This is a genomic window from Mesorhizobium sp. M0698 (genome assembly GCF_040320455.1).
Lineage (GTDB): Bacteria > Pseudomonadota > Alphaproteobacteria > Rhizobiales > Rhizobiaceae > Mesorhizobium.
Map to the genome: position 1 here is coordinate 94,493 of NZ_JAMYPQ010000009.1, position 18,288 is coordinate 112,780.

At 62.9% G+C, this 18,288-nt stretch carries 14 protein-coding genes and 1 riboswitch; of the genes, 8 read left to right on the forward strand and 6 right to left on the reverse strand.

Going from position 1 to position 18,288, the window contains the following annotated elements:
* Positions 1–18 precede the first annotated feature (18 nt).
* Positions 19–1,944, forward strand: a complete 1,926-nt coding sequence (gene ftsH, locus NKI16_RS19285) for an ATP-dependent zinc metalloprotease FtsH (protein WP_023677989.1) — start codon at positions 19–21, stop codon at positions 1,942–1,944.
* A 584-nt stretch (positions 1,945–2,528) separates the two neighbouring features.
* Here the strand turns inward: ftsH and NKI16_RS19290 are convergent.
* Complete coding sequence (locus NKI16_RS19290) at positions 2,529–3,191, reverse strand: hypothetical protein (protein ID WP_352621115.1); 663 nt, start codon at positions 3,189–3,191, stop codon at positions 2,529–2,531.
* 874 nt (positions 3,192–4,065) lie between these two features.
* Here NKI16_RS19290 and glmM point away from each other — a divergent pair.
* The 5 genes from glmM to serA all read left to right on the forward strand — a co-directional run bounded on the left by glmM (position 4,066) and on the right by serA (position 10,608).
* Positions 4,066–5,418, forward strand: a complete 1,353-nt coding sequence (gene glmM, locus NKI16_RS19295) for a phosphoglucosamine mutase (protein WP_031213285.1) — start codon at positions 4,066–4,068, stop codon at positions 5,416–5,418.
* Between the two features lie 226 nt (positions 5,419–5,644).
* Positions 5,645–6,484 (forward strand): outer membrane protein, encoded by an 840-nt coding sequence (locus tag NKI16_RS19300; protein ID WP_023680659.1) that lies wholly within the window; start codon positions 5,645–5,647, stop codon positions 6,482–6,484.
* A 234-nt stretch (positions 6,485–6,718) separates the two neighbouring features.
* Entirely contained in the window at positions 6,719–7,468 is a 750-nt protein-coding gene (locus tag NKI16_RS19305; protein WP_023680658.1) for an outer membrane protein, read from the forward strand.
* Positions 7,469–7,650: 182 nt separating this feature from the next.
* Complete coding sequence (locus tag NKI16_RS19310) at positions 7,651–8,826, forward strand: phosphoserine transaminase (RefSeq protein ID WP_023680657.1); 1,176 nt, start codon at positions 7,651–7,653, stop codon at positions 8,824–8,826.
* Positions 8,827–9,009: 183 nt separating this feature from the next.
* Complete coding sequence (gene serA / locus NKI16_RS19315) at positions 9,010–10,608, forward strand: phosphoglycerate dehydrogenase (protein WP_023680656.1); 1,599 nt, start codon at positions 9,010–9,012, stop codon at positions 10,606–10,608.
* A 59-nt stretch (positions 10,609–10,667) separates the two neighbouring features.
* Here the strand turns inward: serA and NKI16_RS19320 are convergent, their stop codons facing one another.
* A complete protein-coding gene (locus tag NKI16_RS19320; protein ID WP_023680655.1) occupies positions 10,668–11,570 on the reverse strand; it encodes a DMT family transporter in 903 nt (300 codons plus the stop codon).
* A 321-nt stretch (positions 11,571–11,891) separates the two neighbouring features.
* Between NKI16_RS19320 and NKI16_RS19325 the strand changes: the two genes are divergently transcribed.
* Positions 11,892–13,190: an adenylosuccinate synthase gene (locus NKI16_RS19325; RefSeq protein ID WP_023680654.1), complete on the forward strand. Its 1,299-nt coding sequence runs from the start codon at positions 11,892–11,894 to the stop codon at positions 13,188–13,190.
* 72 nt (positions 13,191–13,262) lie between these two features.
* A complete protein-coding gene (locus NKI16_RS19330; protein WP_352621497.1) occupies positions 13,263–14,933 on the forward strand; it encodes a hypothetical protein in 1,671 nt (556 codons plus the stop codon).
* Between the two features lie 31 nt (positions 14,934–14,964).
* Here NKI16_RS19330 and NKI16_RS19335 read toward each other — a convergent pair whose 3' ends face one another.
* The 4 genes from NKI16_RS19335 to NKI16_RS19350 form a co-directional block, all read right to left on the reverse strand.
* Positions 14,965–15,264 carry a CcdB family protein gene (locus NKI16_RS19335; RefSeq protein ID WP_023680566.1) on the reverse strand — a complete coding sequence of 100 codons (300 nt, stop codon included), beginning with the start codon at positions 15,262–15,264 and terminating at the stop codon, positions 14,965–14,967.
* On the reverse strand, positions 15,264–15,446 hold the full coding sequence (locus NKI16_RS19340) for a type II toxin-antitoxin system CcdA family antitoxin (RefSeq protein ID WP_023680565.1): 183 nt from the start codon (positions 15,444–15,446) through the stop codon (positions 15,264–15,266). The genes NKI16_RS19335 and NKI16_RS19340 overlap by 1 nt, the downstream gene beginning before the upstream one ends.
* Before the next feature lie 117 nt (positions 15,447–15,563).
* Positions 15,564–17,384 (reverse strand): ABC-F family ATP-binding cassette domain-containing protein, encoded by a 1,821-nt coding sequence (locus NKI16_RS19345; protein ID WP_023680564.1) that lies wholly within the window; start codon positions 17,382–17,384, stop codon positions 15,564–15,566.
* Between the two features lie 15 nt (positions 17,385–17,399).
* The gene (locus tag NKI16_RS19350) at positions 17,400–18,044 is read right to left on the reverse strand and encodes a thiamine diphosphokinase (protein ID WP_023680563.1); all 645 of its coding nucleotides are present in this window, start codon (positions 18,042–18,044) and stop codon (positions 17,400–17,402) included.
* A gap of 127 nt (positions 18,045–18,171) precedes the next feature.
* A riboswitch (TPP riboswitch) is annotated at positions 18,172–18,286 on the forward strand.
* Positions 18,287–18,288: the final 2 nt, after the last annotated feature.

Genomic DNA, 18,288 nt, shown 5'->3' on the forward strand with positions numbered 1-18,288 from the left:
GCGCCAACGGGACAATTGATGAATCCGAATTATCGCAACCTCGCGCTCTGGGCGATCATAGCGGTCCTGCTCATCGCTCTCTTCAATCTTTTCCAGACGCCCCAGACGCGTGGAGCCTCGAGCGATGTTCCCTATTCGCAGTTCCTGCAGGAAGTCGCGGCGGGACGGATCAAGTCGGTGACCATCGCCGGCGCCCGTATCTCCGGCAATTACACGGACAGTTCCAACGGCTTCCAGACCTATTCGCCTGGGGACCCGTCGCTGGTTTCGCGGCTGCAGGACAAGAACGTCACCATCAATGCGCGTCCTGAATCCGACGGCTCCAATTCGCTGTTCGGCACCCTGATCTCCTGGCTGCCGATGATCCTCATCCTCGGCGTCTGGATATTCTTCATGCGCCAGATGCAGTCCGGTTCCGGCCGCGCCATGGGCTTCGGCAAGTCGAAGGCCAAGCTTTTGACCGAAGCACATGGCCGCGTCACCTTCCAGGACGTCGCCGGCGTCGACGAAGCCAAGGAAGATCTGGAAGAGATCGTCGAGTTCCTGCGCGACCCGCAGAAATTCCAGCGGCTCGGCGGCAAGATCCCGCGCGGCGTGCTGCTCGTCGGTCCTCCCGGAACCGGCAAGACGCTGCTCGCCCGCTCGGTCGCGGGTGAAGCCAACGTGCCGTTCTTCACCATTTCGGGCTCGGACTTCGTCGAGATGTTCGTCGGCGTCGGCGCAAGCCGCGTCCGCGACATGTTCGACCAAGCCAAGAAGAACGCGCCTTGCATCATCTTCATCGACGAAATCGACGCGGTCGGCCGCCATCGCGGCGCCGGCCTCGGCGGCGGCAATGATGAACGCGAGCAGACGCTGAACCAGCTGCTGGTCGAGATGGATGGCTTCGAATCCAACGAAAGCATCATCCTGATCGCCGCCACCAACCGGCCAGACGTGCTCGATCCGGCGCTGCTGAGGCCGGGCCGCTTCGACCGCCAGGTGGTGGTGCCGAACCCCGACATCGTCGGCCGCGAGAAGATCCTGAAAGTGCATGTGCGCAACGTGCCGCTGGCGCCCAATGTCGACCTCAAGGTGATCGCGCGCGGCACGCCGGGCTTTTCCGGCGCCGACCTGATGAACCTGGTCAACGAATCCGCCCTGATGGCGGCGCGGCGCAACAAGCGCCTCGTCACCATGGCCGAATTCGAGGACGCCAAGGACAAGATCATGATGGGCGCCGAGCGCCGCTCGTCGGCGATGACGCAGGCCGAGAAGGAGCTGACCGCCTATCATGAGGCCGGCCATGCCATCCTGGCGCTCAACGTGCCGTCGGCCGATCCGCTGCACAAGGCAACCATCATCCCGCGCGGCCGGGCACTCGGCATGGTCATGCAGCTGCCGGAAGGCGACCGCTATTCGATGAGCTACAAATACATGATCTCGCGCCTCGCCATCATGATGGGCGGCCGTGTCGCCGAGGAGTTCAAGTTCGGCAAGGAGAACATCACCTCCGGCGCCTCCTCCGATATCGAGCAGGCGACCAAGCTGGCGCGTGCCATGGTGACGCGCTGGGGCTTCTCCGACAAGCTCGGCCATGTCGCCTATGGCGACAACCAGGAGGAGGTGTTCCTCGGCCATTCGGTGGCGCGCACGCAGAACATCTCGGAAGAGACGGCGCAGATCATCGACGCCGAAGTGCGCCGGCTGATCGACGAGGCCTATTCGACGGCAAGGTCCATCCTGACCAAGAAAAAGAAGGAATGGATCGCGCTGGCGCAGGGCCTGCTCGAATACGAGACGCTGTCCGGCGAGGAGATCAAGCAGCTGATCGCCGGCAATAAGCCCGCGCGCGACCTTGGCGACGACACGCCGCCGAGCCGCGGCTCGGCCGTGCCGAAGTCCGGCCGCCGCAAGAAGGGCCCCGAGCCCGAAGGCGGCATGGAACCCCAGCCATCAAGCTAGGCTCCGGCCCAGGACAGATCGACTTCGAAACGCCGCGGCTCTAACCGCGGCGTTTTCTCTTGGGGAATGCGACCCTTCCTGCATCGCTGGAAATTGGCGAAAGTGACGATAACGGCCAATCTCCCCCCTCGTGGGGGAGATGTCCGGCAGGACAGAGAGGGGCGCGAAGGAACGGGGCCTTCTATCCTCCTCGTTGACGATTTCGGGAAGATCGACAAAGCGCGCCGGAGAATGAAGCTCGCATTTTTTGCCGGCGGCGCCACATTTTGTTCTTGCTTTGTGCCGGCAGCTATGCTACTAATTTAGGTATGGTGCCAATTGGCGCTGATGACCCGCCCGCCGAGGCGGGTTTTTTATTTCAGGCTCCTTTTCGACCAAGCGTCGCGCGTGCTGGCGACCATCGATGTCGGCGGGACAGGGCCCTGGACAGTGCCCCTCTGTCCTGCCGGACATCTCCCCCACGAGGGGCAGATTGGCAGCGGCGCCGCTTGCGCGCGGATGGCGCTCCTCGCACGTGTTCGGCAGCAAAAAAAGCCCGCGAACCTTGCGGCTCGCGGGCTCATGTCGTCGGATGGTGGCGCCGGTCAGCTCTTCAGCTTGGCGTTGCAGAGGCTGTAGAAGCCGCCGCCTTTCTGGATCCACCTGAGGCCGCCCAGCGTGTTGGCGTCCTTGTTGGCGTAGTAGAGGTCGAGGCAGGTGTGCATGCGGCCCTTGGCCGGGGTCTCGGTTGCATACTTCTTGGAGATCGCCGTCGGGAATTTCACGCCCTGGGGGGCGGTGATGGTCGGCGGTTGCGGATCGCCGGTGTACTTGGCATCGGGAGCCGGCAGGGTGTCGTCGTCGGCTGCGCCGGCGCCGCATTGGCTCTTGCGGAAGTCGTTCCACTTCATGCCATTCAGCGTGTTGCCGGCCTTGGCAGCCTGATATTTGGCGCTGCAATCCGCCATGCTGAGGCCTTTGCCGGTATCGGTCGCGGCGGCTGTCGTCGCCTTGGCAGGTGCCGCGGCAGGCTGTGCGGCTGCAGTTGCGCCGGCGGCGCATTCACTCTTGCGGAAGTCGTTCCATTTCATGCCGTTGAGCGTGCCGGCAGCCTTGGCGGCCTGGTATTTGGTGCTGCATTCCTTGGCCGTCAGCCCAGGCGCCGCGTCATCGCTGCTGGCCGCCGCTGCTTTGGTCGTGGCGGCGGGTTGTGCGGCTGCCGTCGCGCCGGCGGCGCACTGGGTCTTGCGGAAATCGTTCCATTTCATGCCGTTGAGCGTGCCGGCAGCCTTGGCGGCCTGGTATTTGGTGCTGCACTCCTTCGCCGTCAGGCCCGGCGCCGCATCGTCGGCGGCGGCTGCCTTGGTCGTGTCGGCGGCCTTGGCCGTGGCTTTGGCTGGCGCGGGTTCGGTTGTAGCGGCGGTGGCATCGGTGCCGCATTGGGCCTTGCGGAACTGGTTCCAGTTCTGCCCGCCAAGCGTTCCCGCATCCTTGGCCGCGTTATACTTGGTGCTGCACTCGGCCATGGTCAGCGCGTTGGCAGGCGCCGCCAGGAATAAGGTCGCGACGGCAAGACCCGTCAAAGTGGCAAGTCGGTGGATGAGCATGCGTTTTCTCCCTACGGCGGTTCATGATATGTCCCAGTGCAGCAATAGCGCTCAACGGCTGGTTGCGCCAGATGCTAAGTAGCGTAGAGACAAATTTAGAAGTGCATTCTTTTCTTTAAGGTGATGAATTCGTTGCCGGGACCGTCTCCCGGCCAAGTTCGTCCGGGTGCATTGCACGGAGAGCGCGCATATGGCTGGTTCCCAGCGAGGACACTGCGTCGCATGACAGCCAGTCAAATCGGCGGGTGCGGCGGACCTGAGCCTACCGCTGTCTGGAGCAGCACGATGCGGATTCGGGTTCAAGGCCACACTGCCACAGACCAAAGGATCCAGATGAGGTTTGAGTTGACGTTTCTGATGTCGCTGCCGCAACAAGGGCTCGGAACTTGAAAATCAACACACTAGCGTGACGCAAAACACACAAAACAATAATTTTCTAAGGATTGGTCGTCCATAATCATACAATGTGATGACGGGGCTTGGGCCATTTTATGGCATGAGATGCTCGGAAAGAACCATCGGGAAGCTGGCGAACATGGCAGGACATTATTTCGGTACGGACGGCATTCGTGGGCGAGCCAACAAGTTTCCAATGACGGCGGAGGTCGCCATGCGGGTCGGCATGGCCGCCGGCCTCTCCTTCCAGCGCGGCAGCCACCGCCACCGCGTCGTGCTCGGCAAGGATACCAGGCTTTCCGGCTACATGATCGAGAACGCGATGGTATCCGGCCTGTGCGCCGCCGGCATGGATGTCTTCCTGCTCGGCCCGATTCCGACGCCGGCTGTTGCCATGCTGGTGCGCTCGCTGCGCGCCGATATCGGAGTGATGATCTCTGCCTCGCACAACCCCTATTACGACAACGGCATCAAGCTGTTCGGCCCCGATGGCTACAAGCTGTCCGATGAGATCGAGGAGCGTATCGAGGGGATGCTCGACAAGGATATCGAACTGGCGCTCGCCGATTCCGATGGGCTCGGCCGCGCCAAACGCGTCGACGGCGTGCATGACCGCTATATCGAATTCGCCAAGCGCACGCTGCCGCGCTCGATGTCGCTGTCGGGCCTGCGCATCGTCGTCGATTGCGCCAATGGCGCCGCCTACAAGGTGGCGCCCGACGCGCTGTGGGAACTCGGCGCCGAGGTCGTTGCCATCAATGTCGAGCCCAACGGCTTCAACATCAACAAGGAATGCGGCTCGACTCATCCGGCCGGCCTGCAAAAGAAGGTGCACGAGGTGCGCGCCGATATCGGCATTGCGCTCGACGGCGATGCCGACCGCGTCGTCATCGTCGATGAAAACGGCGCGATCGTCGATGGCGACCAGATCATGGCACTGATCGCCGAATCCTGGCACCAGAGCGGACGGCTGGCCGGCGGCGGCGTCGTCTCGACGGTGATGTCCAATCTCGGCCTCGAACGCTTCCTCGGCGACATGAACCTGCAGTTGCATCGCACCAAGGTCGGTGACCGCTATGTCGTCGAGCACATGCGTGCCCATGGGCTCAATGTCGGCGGCGAACAGTCGGGCCACATCGTGCTGTCCGATTTCTCGACTACCGGCGACGGGCTCGTCTCGGCGCTCCAGGTGCTCGCCTGCATCAAGCGGCATAACCGGCCGGTCAGCGAACTGTCGAAGAAATTCGAGCCGGTGCCGCAGCTTTTGAAGAATGTGCATATTTCCGGCGGCAAGCCGCTGGAGGAGGCGCCGGTCAAGGCGGCGATCGAAGATGCGCGCAATCGCCTCGGCAAGGCCGGGCGCCTGGTCATCCGGCCATCCGGCACGGAGCCGCTCATCCGCGTCATGGCGGAGGGCGACGACCCGCAGCTTGTCGAGTCCGTGGTCAACGACATCGTCGAGGTCATTTCGGAAACGCGCAGCGCCGCCTGATCTCCCTCCAACATCGGTTCAAAAGCCCGCCTTGCCGGCGGGCTTTTTTATTGGGTCGCGGCCAGCTCCGCCTGCAGCAACGGTCGCCAGATTGCTCCACTTTTAGAGATTCGTGGTTAATCAATACGGTTAAACGCCTTTTAACCTTTCCGATTCATTATCCACAACTGAAGTCAATCACATTTCGGGCGCGTTCGCCGTTCGAGGGTTCTCAGGGGTGATAAGCATGTTCAACACAGCAAGAATGGCTCTCATGGCCGCGCTGTTTGCCGGCGCCGGGCCGGCATTCGCCGCCGATTTCGTCGAGCCGCCCGTCGTCGAGGAGGCGCCGCCACCGGTTGCCTACGAGCAGCCGGCCGACTTTGGCGGCTGGTATATCCGTGGCGACATCGACTATCACTGGTCGAAGTTTCGTGGTGGCGACTACATCACCTACGGTGTGGCGCCCCAGAGTCCCGGCAAGTTCGATACAGGCAAGCTGGATGGCGCCTTCTCGGCCGGCGGCGGTGTTGGTTACCAGATCGACGAGCATTTCCGCACCGATCTCACCTTGGACTGGATGAGCAAGTCCAAATTCCGCGGCTCGACCAACGGCTTCTGCGGCGTATTACAAACCCCTTGCACATCCGTCGACACCTCGTCCTATTCGGCGCTGCTGCTCTTGGCCAACGCCTATGTCGACATCGGCACCTGGCATGGCGTCACGCCTTATGTCGGTGCCGGCATCGGCGGCGCCTGGGTTAAGTGGGATACACTCCACAACGTCGACGATGACGGCGAGTTCGAGCATCACGGCGGCAAAGGCTGGCGTTTTGCCTATGCTGCCATGGCGGGCGCCTCCTACTGCCTGACCGACCGCGTCAAACTCGACGTCGGCTACCGCTTCAGCCACATCAATGGCGGCAAGATGTTCGACTACGCTTCGGATAGCAATGTCGGCCCGGGCTATGACCGCGGCATCAACGTGCACGAAGTGCGCGGCGGCCTGCGCTACCAGTTCGGCAGGTCGGACTGCGCGCCGCCGGAGCCTTACGTCCCGGAACCCGAGCCGGTCTACACGAAGTAGTCGCTGCGAAATCGAGGAATTCGTCGACCGCCCGGCTGATGCCGGGCGGTTTCGTTTGGCTGCCTAAAGATGCTGCGTTGCCCTGTAACACCGTCCAGCTCGAGGAGCGAAAACGGATCAAATCAATTGCTAACGCCTTGTTATCCTTAACCCGCACTTAACCACTATGGTTAACAATGCTGTCTGAAACGGCGCGCGCGATCGCGAATGCGCCAAGTTCGGGAGCCGAGGACCATGACATCCAAATCGCCTGTAGCACTGGCGCTTGCAGCAGTCATCCTGATGCCGCTGACGCCGGCGCTTGGCGCCGATTACGATCCGCCGGTCTATGTCGACCAGGCGCCCGACTATGTACCGGTCGAGGTTGGCTCGGGATGGTATCTGCGCGGCGATGTCTCCTATCTGGTGCAGAAGAGCTTCAAGGATAAGGATTTCGCCTTCACGCCCGCGAGCTTCGACGAAAAGGAAGATCCCATCTTCGCCAGCATCGGCTTCGGCTACCATTTCAATGACTATCTGCGCGCCGATCTCAATGTCGGCTATCTTCCCGGCAACAAGATCGACGTCGGCTATAACGACGGAACGACCGTGGCATCGGCGACCCTGAAGAACTATGCCTTCTCAGGCATACTCAACGGCTATGTCGACCTTGGCACCTATGTCGGAATCACACCTTATCTCGGCGCCGGTGTCGGTGTCGTGCAGAGCAAGCGTCGCCTGTCGGCGAGCTACTTCACCGACAACGCCGACCCCACCGACGATTTCGTCCGGCATGACAACAAGACCCAGTACTCCTTCGCCTACACGCTGAATGCCGGGCTTGCGTACCAAGTGTCCAAGAACGTCTCAGTCGATCTGGGCTATCAGTATTTTTCCGCGCCAGACGCCGAATATGTGACTGCCGAGAGCCTGACTTCCTTTCCGATCCGCAAAGGGATCAACAATCATCAAGTCAAAGTCGGACTACGCTACGATCTCTGGTAGGCTCGATCGAAGCCGAGGCGTTGACAATGGCGGGTCGCAGGCCCGCCGTTTGCGTTTCGCCCCCGGCAATATCCTGACAGCGACAAAAACTTTCCCCTTGACGCCGAAAGCCTGAACGCATATCGCCATCCGTGGGCCACCCCTCCCCAACGAGGGGCCACTATCTGGAAGGATAGACCACGATGACCACGCATACGAAGCCCGGATTCCGTCCGGCAAATCGCAATTTTTCCTCAGGTCCCTGTGCAAAACGCCCCGGCTGGTCGGTCGAGGCGCTCAAAAATGCCGCGCTCGGGCGCTCGCACCGCGCCAAGATCGGCAAGACCAAGCTCGAACAAGCGATCGAGCTGAGCCGGGAAATCCTCCAGGTTCCGGCGGATTACCGCATCGGCATCGTGCCGGCCTCGGATACCGGCGCGGTCGAAATGGCGCTGTGGTCGCTGCTCGGCGAACGCGGCGTCGACATGGTCGCCTGGGAGAGCTTCGGCTCCGGCTGGGTCACCGATGTGGTCAAGCAGCTGAGGCTCGCCGATGTTCGCAGGTTAGAGGCGGACTACGGCGCACTGCCGGACCTGACCAAAATCGACTTCGACCGCGACGTGGTCTTCACCTGGAATGGCACGACGTCGGGTGTGCGCGTGCCGAACGGCGATTTCATCCCGGCCACCCGCAAGGGCCTGACCATCTGCGACGCTACTTCGGCGGCCTTTGCGCAACAGCTCGATTTCAGGAAACTCGACGTTGTCACCTTCTCCTGGCAGAAGGTGCTGGGCGGTGAGGGCGCGCACGGAATGCTGATCCTCAGCCCGCGCGCCGTGGAACGCCTGGAAAGCTACAAGCCGGCCTGGCCACTGCCGAAGATCTTCCGTCTCACCTCGGGCGGCAAGCTGATCGAAGGCATCTTCAAGGGCGAGACGATCAACACGCCGTCGATGCTGTGCGTCGAGGACTATCTCGACGCGCTGCGCTGGGCGAAGTCGATCGGCGGCCTCGACGCGCTGGTCACCAGAGCGGATGCCAATGCCGCTGTTCTCGATCGCTTTGTCGGAAAATCTTCCTGGCTCGGCCATCTTGCCGTAGACCCGGCGACGCGTTCGAACACGTCGGTCTGCCTTTCCTTCACCGATCCGGATGTCGCTGCACTCGACGCCGACGGACAGGCTGCATTCGCCAAGGCAATTGTCTCGGCGCTCGACAAGGAAGGCGTCGCCTACGACATCGGCGCCTACCGCGATGCACCGCCCGGCCTGCGCATCTGGTGCGGCGCGACAGTCGAGACCTCCGACCTCGAAGCGCTGCTGCCCTGGCTCGACTGGGCCTTTGCCGCGCAAAAGGCGTCGCTCAAAGCGGCGGCCTGACTCCCTCCCCCTCGAGGGGAGGGTGGCCCGAAGGGCCGGGTGGGGTCGCCTCCACCCGCTCAACGATCCGCCATCCAGAAAGAAAAAGATTTGGCCGCATCCGGCCGCAACGACCCCACCCCGGCGCTTCGCGCCGACCCTCCCCTCAAGGGGGAGGGACGCCAATCGCAAAGGACCAAGCCAATGCCCCGCGTTCTCGTCTCAGACAAACTTTCCACCACCGCCGTGCAGATCTTCAGGGATCGCGGCATCGAGGTCGACTATTTGCCGGATCTCGGCAAGGACAAGGAAAAACTGCTCGAAGTGATCGGCCAGTATGATGGGCTGGCCATCCGCTCGGCGACAAAGGTCACGGAGAAGCTGATCAATGCCGCGACCAGGCTGAAGGTCGTGGGCCGCGCCGGCATCGGCGTCGACAATGTCGACATCCCGGCGGCGAGCCGCAAGGGCATCATCGTGATGAACACGCCCTTCGGCAATTCGATCACCACCGCCGAGCATGCCGTCGCCATGATCTTCGCGCTGGCCCGCCAGATACCGGAGGCCAACGCCTCGACCCACGCCGGCAAATGGGAAAAGAACCGCTTCATGGGTGTCGAGATCACCGGCAAGACGCTGGGCATCATCGGCTGCGGCAATATCGGTTCGATCGTCGCTACGCGCGGCGTCGGCCTGAAGATGCATGTCATCGCCTTCGATCCATTCCTGTCGGACAGCCGCGCCGAGGAGCTCGGCGTCGAAAAGGTCGAGCTCGACGAGCTGTTCGCCCGCGCCGACTTCATCACGCTGCACACGCCGCTTACCGACAAGACGCGCAACATCATCGACGCCGCGGCGATCGCCAAGATGAAGAACGGCGTGCGTATCATCAACTGCGCCCGTGGCGGGCTGATCGTCGAGGCCGACCTGATCGCGGCGCTGAAGAGCGGCAAGGTGGCCGGCGCCGGCATCGACGTGTTCGAGGTCGAACCGGCGGACAACAACGCACTGTTCGGCATGGAGAATGTCGTGGCGACGCCGCATCTCGGCGCGTCGACCACCGAAGCGCAGGAGAATGTCGCCCTGCATGTCGCCGAGCAGATGTCCGACTATTTGATCAAGGGCGCCGTTTCCAACGCCATCAACATGCCGTCGATCACCGCCGAAGAGGCGCCGCGGCTGAAACCTTTCGTCAAGCTTGCCGAAGTGCTCGGCGCCTTTGTCGGACAGGTCACCGAGGATCCGATCAAGGAGGTCGAGATACTGTTCGACGGCTCGACCGCGACGATGAACACGCGCGCGCTGATCAGTGCCACCCTTGCCGGGCTGATCCGGCCGCAGGTCTCCGACGTCAACATGGTGTCGGCGCCGATCATGGTGAAGGAGCGCGGCATCATCGTCGCCGAGGTCAAGCGTGACAAGTCGGGCGTGTTCGACGGCTATATCAAGCTGACGGTTAAGACCGAGCACAGGACGCGCTCGATCGCCGGCACCTGTTTCTCGGACGGCAAGCCGCGCTTCATCCAGATCAAGGGCATCAATCTCGACGCAGAGGTCGGCCAGCACATGCTCTACACGACCAATGCCGACGCGCCCGGCATCATCGGTCTGCTCGGCACGGTGTGCGGCGAGAACGGCGTCAACATCGCCAACTTCCAGCTCGGCCGCAACCGGCCGGGCGGCGATGCCATCGCATTGCTCTATCTCGATGCGCCGTTCCCGGAAAACGTGTTGGCGCAGGTGCGCTCGCACAAGTCGATCGACTCCGCCAAGCGGCTGCATTTCGATGTGGGGATAGCCTGAAATTCGGTCGCCCCGTGTGCAGCAGCACGCGGGGCGGTGGAACGTCGCGGCAAGCGACTTCATTCAGCAGCGGATGCCGCCATCTTCCGTCCGCTGTATTCGGCGAGGCTGATGCCACCGAGCACCAGCGCGAGAGCCAGCGCCTGATAGAGCTGGAATGTCTCACCGACAATCAGCACCGATAGCAGCGTACCGAAGATCGGCACCAGATTGATGAACAGGCCGGCCCGGTTGGCGCCGATCAGCTCGTTGCCCCTGATATAGAAGATCTGCGCGATGACCGAAGCACCGATGGCGGTATAGAACGCGACCGCCCAGCCGCGGGCATCGGGGACAATGACCTTGCCGGCGGCAATCTCCCACAGGAAGAAAGGCAGCGATGTGACGAGTGCGGCAACCGACAGCGCCAGCATCAGGCTCTGCCAGCGGATGACCGGCTTCAGCCGCAACCCCACCGAATAGAAGGAGTAGCAAAGCACGGCGACCAACATGATCGCGTCGCCAAAGTTGAGATCCAGCTTGAGAAGCTGGCGCAGGTCGCCATGGCTCGCCGTCACCGCGACGCCAATGATGGTCAGCACGACGCCAGCTATCTGCACCCGGTTCACCCGCAGGCGAAACAGCACGAAATTGGCGATGATGATCACGATCGGTATCGCCGCCTGCTCGATCGAGACGTTGATCGCCGTCGTGTAGTTGAGCGCCGTGTAGAAGATCGCATTGAAAAAGGCGAAGCCGCAAGCGCCGAGCCCGCCAAGCAGCAACCAGTGCCTGCGCACCACCGGCCAGTCTTGGCGTAGCGTTCCCCAGCCGATCGGCAGCAGGATCAGAACCGCCAGCAGCCAACGCAGGAAGACCAGCGTCATCGGCGAGATATGACCGACCGCCAGCTTTCCCGCCACGGAGTTGCCGCCCCACAGCAAGGTGGTGAACAGCAGGAACAGATAGGCGGCTCGATGCATCGTGAACTCCCGGCCAGGCAGAGGGAATTTGACGGTCGGTGTGGGCCTATTGCGACCGCCAGCCCAAGTAAATGATGTCAAAGGCGAAAATTGTTGTGCCTCGGAGCGCTTTGGGCGGCAAAGAGTGGTCGCGCTCGCCGGGTCTTGACGCTATAGAGCGACGTGCGTGCAATTGGACGCTACAAAGTACGCGTCGGAAGGCTTTAATCTCGCGTCGTGCTTTTCCGAAAATCGATTCCGATTTTGGGGGCCGATGCGATAGAGGCCTATCGTTTCGAATTGTTTCAAGCTGCTCGTGCGGCGTCTCAAGGGAAAAGAAATATGGCCAATGTGGTGGTCGTCGGCTCGCAATGGGGCGATGAGGGCAAAGGCAAGATCGTAGACTGGCTGTCGGAGCGCGCCGATGTTGTCGTGCGCTTCCAGGGCGGCCACAATGCCGGCCACACGCTGGTCGTCGACGGCAAGGTCTACAAGCTGTCGCTGCTGCCGTCCGGCGTGGTGCGGCAAGGCAAGCTTTCCATCATCGGCAACGGCGTCGTCTTCGATCCGCACGCTTTCGTCGCGGAGGTTGCGAAATTGAAGGCGCAAGGCGTCGAGGTGACGCCAGACCGCCTGAAAATAGCCGAAAACACCGCGCTTATCCTGTCCTTGCACCGGGAGCTGGACGGATTTCGCGAGGACGCCGCTTCCAATTCCGGAACGAAGATCGGCACGACCCGTCGCGGCATCGGTCCCGCCTATGAAGACAAGGTGGGCCGGCGCGCGGTCAGGGTGATGGATTTGGCGGATTTGGAAACGCTGCCCTTGAAGGTCGACAGGCTGCTGACGCACCACAATGCGCTGCGGCGCGGGCTCGGCCATGCCGAGGTCACGCATGAGGCGATCATGAGCGAGCTGATCTCGGTGGCCGACGAGATCCTGCCCTATATGGACCGCGTCTGGAAAATCCTCGACGACAAGCGCCGCGCCGGCGAGCGCATCCTGTTCGAGGGCGCGCAAGGCACGTTGCTCGACATCGACCACGGCACCTATCCGTTCGTCACCTCGTCCAATACGGTTGCCGGTCAGGCCGCCGCCGGGTCGGGTGTCGGGCCGGGCGCCATCGGCTATGTGCTCGGCATCACCAAGGCCTATACGACGCGCGTCGGCGAAGGCCCGTTTCCAACCGAACAGAAGAACGAGATCGGCGAGTTCCTGGGCACGCGCGGCCATGAATTCGGCGTCGTCACCGGCCGCAAGCGGCGCTGCGGCTGGTTCGATGCCGTGCTGGTCCGCCAGGCCGTCGCCGTCAACGGCATCAAGGGCATTGCGCTGACCAAGCTCGATGTGCTCGATGGGCTGGACGAGATCAAGGTCTGTACCGGCTACCGACTCGACGGCGAGGCGATCGATTACCTGCCGGCCAGCCAGGGTGCGCAGGCCCGCGTCGAACCGGTCTACGAGACGCTGGAGGGGTGGAAAGGCACCACTGCCGGCGCGCGCAGCTGGAACGACCTGCCGGCCCAGGCGGTGAAGTACGTCCGCTACATCGAAGAGCTGATCGGCGCGCCGGTCGCACTCCTTTCCACCAGCCCTGAACGGGACGACACGATACTTGTGACCGATCCGTTTCAAGACTAGTTTCTCAGCCTTCCGGGCATTGCGGCTGATTTGCGGGGGCCGGCCCAGAAACAAATGCAGGTCGACTGACGTATGGTAGATTTTGTTCCTATTCTGAAAAAGGCGCTCGACAAACTCGGTGAGCCGTCGGCGGAAGTGCGCGCCAGGGTCTATGACAGGGCCCGTTCGTCAATCGCGAAACAACTCGCAGAGAAGGCCACGATGACGCCTTCCGATGTCGACCGGCAGATGCGTGCACTGGAAGACGCCATCGCCAAAGTCGAGCGGGACTATGCCAAGCCTGCGCCGCCACCCGACCCGCTGGCGGAACTGGAGGACATCTTCTCCTCCATCGACCGCAACAAGAACCAGTCCAGCCATATCCGACAGCCAGCAAAGACGGAGCCGGCATGGCAGCCGGCCAAGACCGAGCCGGCAAAGACCGGGCCGGCCTGGCAGCCCGCGCCCGCCAAGGCGGCGCCGAACTGGCAAAAGCCGCAGCCCGTCGCTCTTTCTCAGGAGCGCGCTGGTCCGCCGCCGTCCGATATGGATCTTCCGACGGCTGACGGCCAAGACGGCGTTTTTCGGGGCGACGACTTTTCCAACGGCGGCGGCCCCGCGGAGGACAGGTTCCAGCGGCTCCATCCTGCCGAGCGCAGGCGCAGCTATGGCGGTGTGATCGCCGCCGCCATTGCCTTGCTCGTCATTGCCGGTGGTGGCTATGGCATCTGGCTGAACAAGGATGCGTTCGGCAGCATGCTCGGCCTCGACTCGACCAAAGCCGTCGCCACCGAACCGCTGGTAAAACCAGCCCCGCCCAAGCCGGAGGCCGATGCGGCCGTACCGGCCGCCGCGCCTCCGACGGAGGCCGGCGAGGGCGCGAAGTTCACGCAGCGCCTGACGCCCGAGGGCCACGAAGTCGATCCCGGCCCCGCGGCCGGGCAGGCGGGCATCGGCGAAGGCGAATCCGTCGCTGCACTGACCACGCCGCCATCGGCCGCACAAGCGCCGACCACCCCGGCACCCGCCGCGCCGGCACCGGCCGCACCCGCCGACACGCAAGCCACGGCCAATGCTCCAGCAGTCGATGGGTCCGCTGCACCAACTCCCGCAACGCCGCCCGCCAACGGGGCAGCAGCGCCTGCAGCGGCCGCCCCGCCGCCCGCACCGGCAGCGGCACCAACGGCAGTTCCGCCGCAAGCCACGTTGGCCGTCGGCCAGAAGGCGATCTTCTACGAGGAGCGCACCAGCACCGCTCAAGGCTCGGCCGAGCCCGGCAACATCGTCTGGTCGCTGGTGCAGGAATCGCCCGGCGGCGACCTGCCACCCGAGCCGGCGATCCGCGCCGAGGCGACCATTCCAGGCAAGGATATCCAGTTGCGCATGACGATCCGTCGCAACACCGACCAGACGCTGCCGGCCAGCCATATTATCGAGATGATCTTCCTGACGCCTGACGGCTTCGAGGGCGGCGGCGTGGACAACATCCTGCGTGTCGCCATGAAGGGCTCCGAGCAGGATGCCGGAAGCCCGCTGATCGGCATCCCGGCCAAGATCGCCGACGGTTTCTTCCTGGTTGCGCTCAACGATACCAAGGCGGATGAAGACGCCAATCTGACCTTGCTCAGAGGCCAGGACTGGATCGACGTGCCGGTCGTCTACAAGACCGGGCGGCGGGCGCTGCTCACCATGGAAAAGGGCATTCCAGGCGAGAAGGTGTTCGACGAGGCGCTAAAGGCCTGGCAGACAAAGACGGCGGGGTGAGGCCGGCTCACCAGCCCAACGCCTCTCTGGCTCAGAAGCCTTGGAACAGCATGTCGAGCGCGCTCACGATGTCGTCGTGATGGCGAGAAAGATTTCCTTCGGCAACGGGCAATTCAGAGGTCATCAAGGCTGACAGGAATTGAGTGACCATGACATGGTCCTTACCGTTGATGGTGAAGATAGGGTTTAGCCGGCGGCCCGGCACTGGGGCCTTATTGGCTGGCATCAGCGGGACGATGACTTTCGTGTCGAGCCGTCCCAGAAGGTCGGATTGGACATCGAGAAGGTAACCGTCGCCTTCGGCACTCTGGTAGAAATCATAACGTGCCATCAAAACAGCCGGTGCTTGGCCAGAGGCAAGCCGTTGCGCCTGACATAGTCATTCGAACTGTCGATCGCTTCCTTGTTTTCCTCCTGCCACCGGCGGTTTTTTTCGGCCGAAATCGCCTTGGCGATGCCCTCTTCCGCAGCGCGGGATATATTGATGCCCAACGCCTTGGCATCCTCGATCAATCGGGAGTCGATCGATGTATTAACCGACTTTCTTTGGGTTTTTGGATTCGATTGCAGCATACAGCCGCTCCCATTTATGCGCATAATGTAGGCGCATATGAGCGTGCATGCAACCTCTCATCCCTCCATCTCTTCCCTTAGCATCTCGAGTTCCAGCCATTCCTCCTCGAGCGCTGCCAGTGTGACGCGCTCCTTGTCGAGCGCGGCAATCGTCTTCTGGAACGAGGCCGGGTCGCGCTCGTAATAGGCCGGATCGGCGATGTTGTTCTCCAGCCGCGAGATCGAGGCCGACACCGCCTCGATCTTCTTGGGTAAGGTTTCCAGCGCGAATTTCTGCTTGAACGACAGTTTCTTGGCCGGGCCCTTCGGTGCGGCCGCTTCGTTCCTGCTTGCCGCCGTGGCTTCACCGGCTTCTGCTTTTGGCCGCGCCCTGCGGTCGTCCAGCCTGGTGCCGCCGCGCTGCCCAAGCATGTCGGAATAGCCGCCGGCATATTCGATCCAGCGGCCGTCGCTATCCGGCGCGATGATGCTGGTCACGGTGCGGTCGAGGAAATCGCGATCGTGGCTGACCAGGATCACCGTGCCGGCAAAACCGGCGACCAGTTCCTGCAGCAGCTCCAGCGTCTCCATGTCGAGGTCGTTGGTCGGCTCGTCGAGCACAAGCAGGTTTGCCGGCCGCGCCAAAACGCGTGCGAGAATCAGCCGTGCCCGCTCGCCGCCCGAAAGCTCGCGCACCGGCGTGCGCGCCTGTTCCGGCTTGAACAGGAAGTCTTTCATGTAAGAGACGACGTGGCGCTGCTCGCCATTGATGACGAGGTTCTCGCCGCGCCCGTCGGTCAGATACTGCGCCAATGTCTCCTGCGGGTCGACGGCTTCGCGCTTCTGGTCGAGCGTGGCGATCTCCAGATTTGTGCCGAGCCGCACCGTGCCCGCGTCCGGCTTCAATTCGCCGGTCAGCATCTTCAACAGCGTCGTCTTGCCGGCGCCGTTCGGCCCGACCAGACCGACGCGATCGCCGCGCTGGATGCGGGTCGAGAATCCCTTGACCACGGTCAGATCGCCAAAGCTCTTCTCGATGTTCTTGGCTTCGATCACCAGTTTGCCGGATTCGGCGGCGTCGCTGGCTGTCATCGTCGCCGCACCCTCGGCGCCGCGGTGGCCGCGAAAGCGCTGGCGCATGATCTGCAACTCACCGAGCCGGCGCATGTTGCGCTTGCGCCTTGCCGTCACGCCATAGCGCAGCCAGTGCTCCTCACGCACGATCTGGCGGCCGAGCTTGTGCTGCTCGCGCTCTTCCTCCTCCAGCACCGTGTCGCGCCATTCCTCGAAATAGGCAAAGCCCTTGTCGAGACGGCGAGTCTGGCCGCGGTCGAGCCAGATTGTGGCGCGCGACACGCGTTCGAGAAAACGGCGGTCATGCGAGATGACGACCAGTGCCGAGGAGGTGCGGGCAAGCTCCTCCTCCAGCCATTCGATGACCGAAAGGTCAAGATGATTGGTCGGCTCATCGAGGAGGAGAATGTCGGGCTCCGGCGCCATGACGCGGGCGAGGGCGGCGCGCCGCGCCTCGCCGCCGGAGAGATCGTTCGGCCGTTCCTCGCCGGTCAGGCCGAGATGCTCCATCAGATAGGTGGCGCGGTAGGGATCGTCGGCCGGCCCGAGCCCCGCCTCGACATAGGCGCGGACAGTCGCAAAGCCGTCCATGTCGGGCATTTGCGGCAAGTAGCGCACGGTCGCCGAAGGCTGGCGGAAGACTTCGCCGTCCTGCGGTTCGATCAGCCCGGCGGCGATCTTGAGGAGCGTCGACTTGCCAGAGCCGTTGCGGCCGACCAGGGCGATCTTGTCGCCAGCAGAGGCCGTCAGGGCGGCACCGTCGAGCAGCGGCGTGCCGCCAAAGGTCAGCTTTATCCCGTCGAGATTGAGAATTGGCGGCGCCATGTCGGCTTTCTGGGCTCAGCTTTCCGGAAGAGGATAGGGATGTGCGAGCAGCAGCGCGCGGCCGCTGGCCAGCGCGATTTCCAACCGGCCCCTGACCTCGTTGGAAATGGTCAGCGACGAGCCGAACGCAACCTCGACATGGTCGAGCGGCCATTTGGCACCGGTGACGCTCAGGCCGGCGAGATCGGAGAAGCCGAGCACCGAAAACAGCGTGCCGTCGGCATAGTCGAAGCCAGTCTTTCCCGGCAGCAAGGGAATGCCTTCCTGTGCGCCGCTGGTCAAAAGCACTTCCGTCCCGCCTTCCGCCAGCCGGACGCTTAGCGCCAGATGCAGGAAGATGTGGTCGGTGCGTTTGCCGCCGAAGGCGCCTGCGAGCACAAGGCTTGTCGCACCGCGTTCGAGCGCGGCGGCGATAGCGAGTTCACCGTCGGTCTTGTCCTTTTCAGCGGGAAACACCTGCCGTGGCACGGCGGCCAGATCTTCCGGCAAATCGGCAGGCACCGAATCGAAATCGCCGACCCAGAGTTCCGGCCTCAGGCCCAGCATACGGGCATGGCCGATGCCGGAGTCGGCAGCGATGACACGCGAGCCTTCGACCTGGCGGTCGAGCAGCGGCGTGCGGATGAGATCGCCGCCAAGCAGGATGGTGAATGTGCTCATATCTCGTGGCCCTTACCAGCCCTGCCCCGGAAACGGAAGATGAAACGGCAGACGAAACGGAAGGCTGGGCTTTGGATGCCCGGCAAACTTCCGCTTGCGCAGCACTTCGGCCGGGCCTATGTGTCGCAACGCTCTAACGGGGTGCCGGACGCGATTTTCGCGGACCGGCTGAGAGGCAAGACTGCCAACCCGCTGAACCTGATCCGGTTTGTACCGGCGGAGGGACTAGACGTTTCGGACAGCC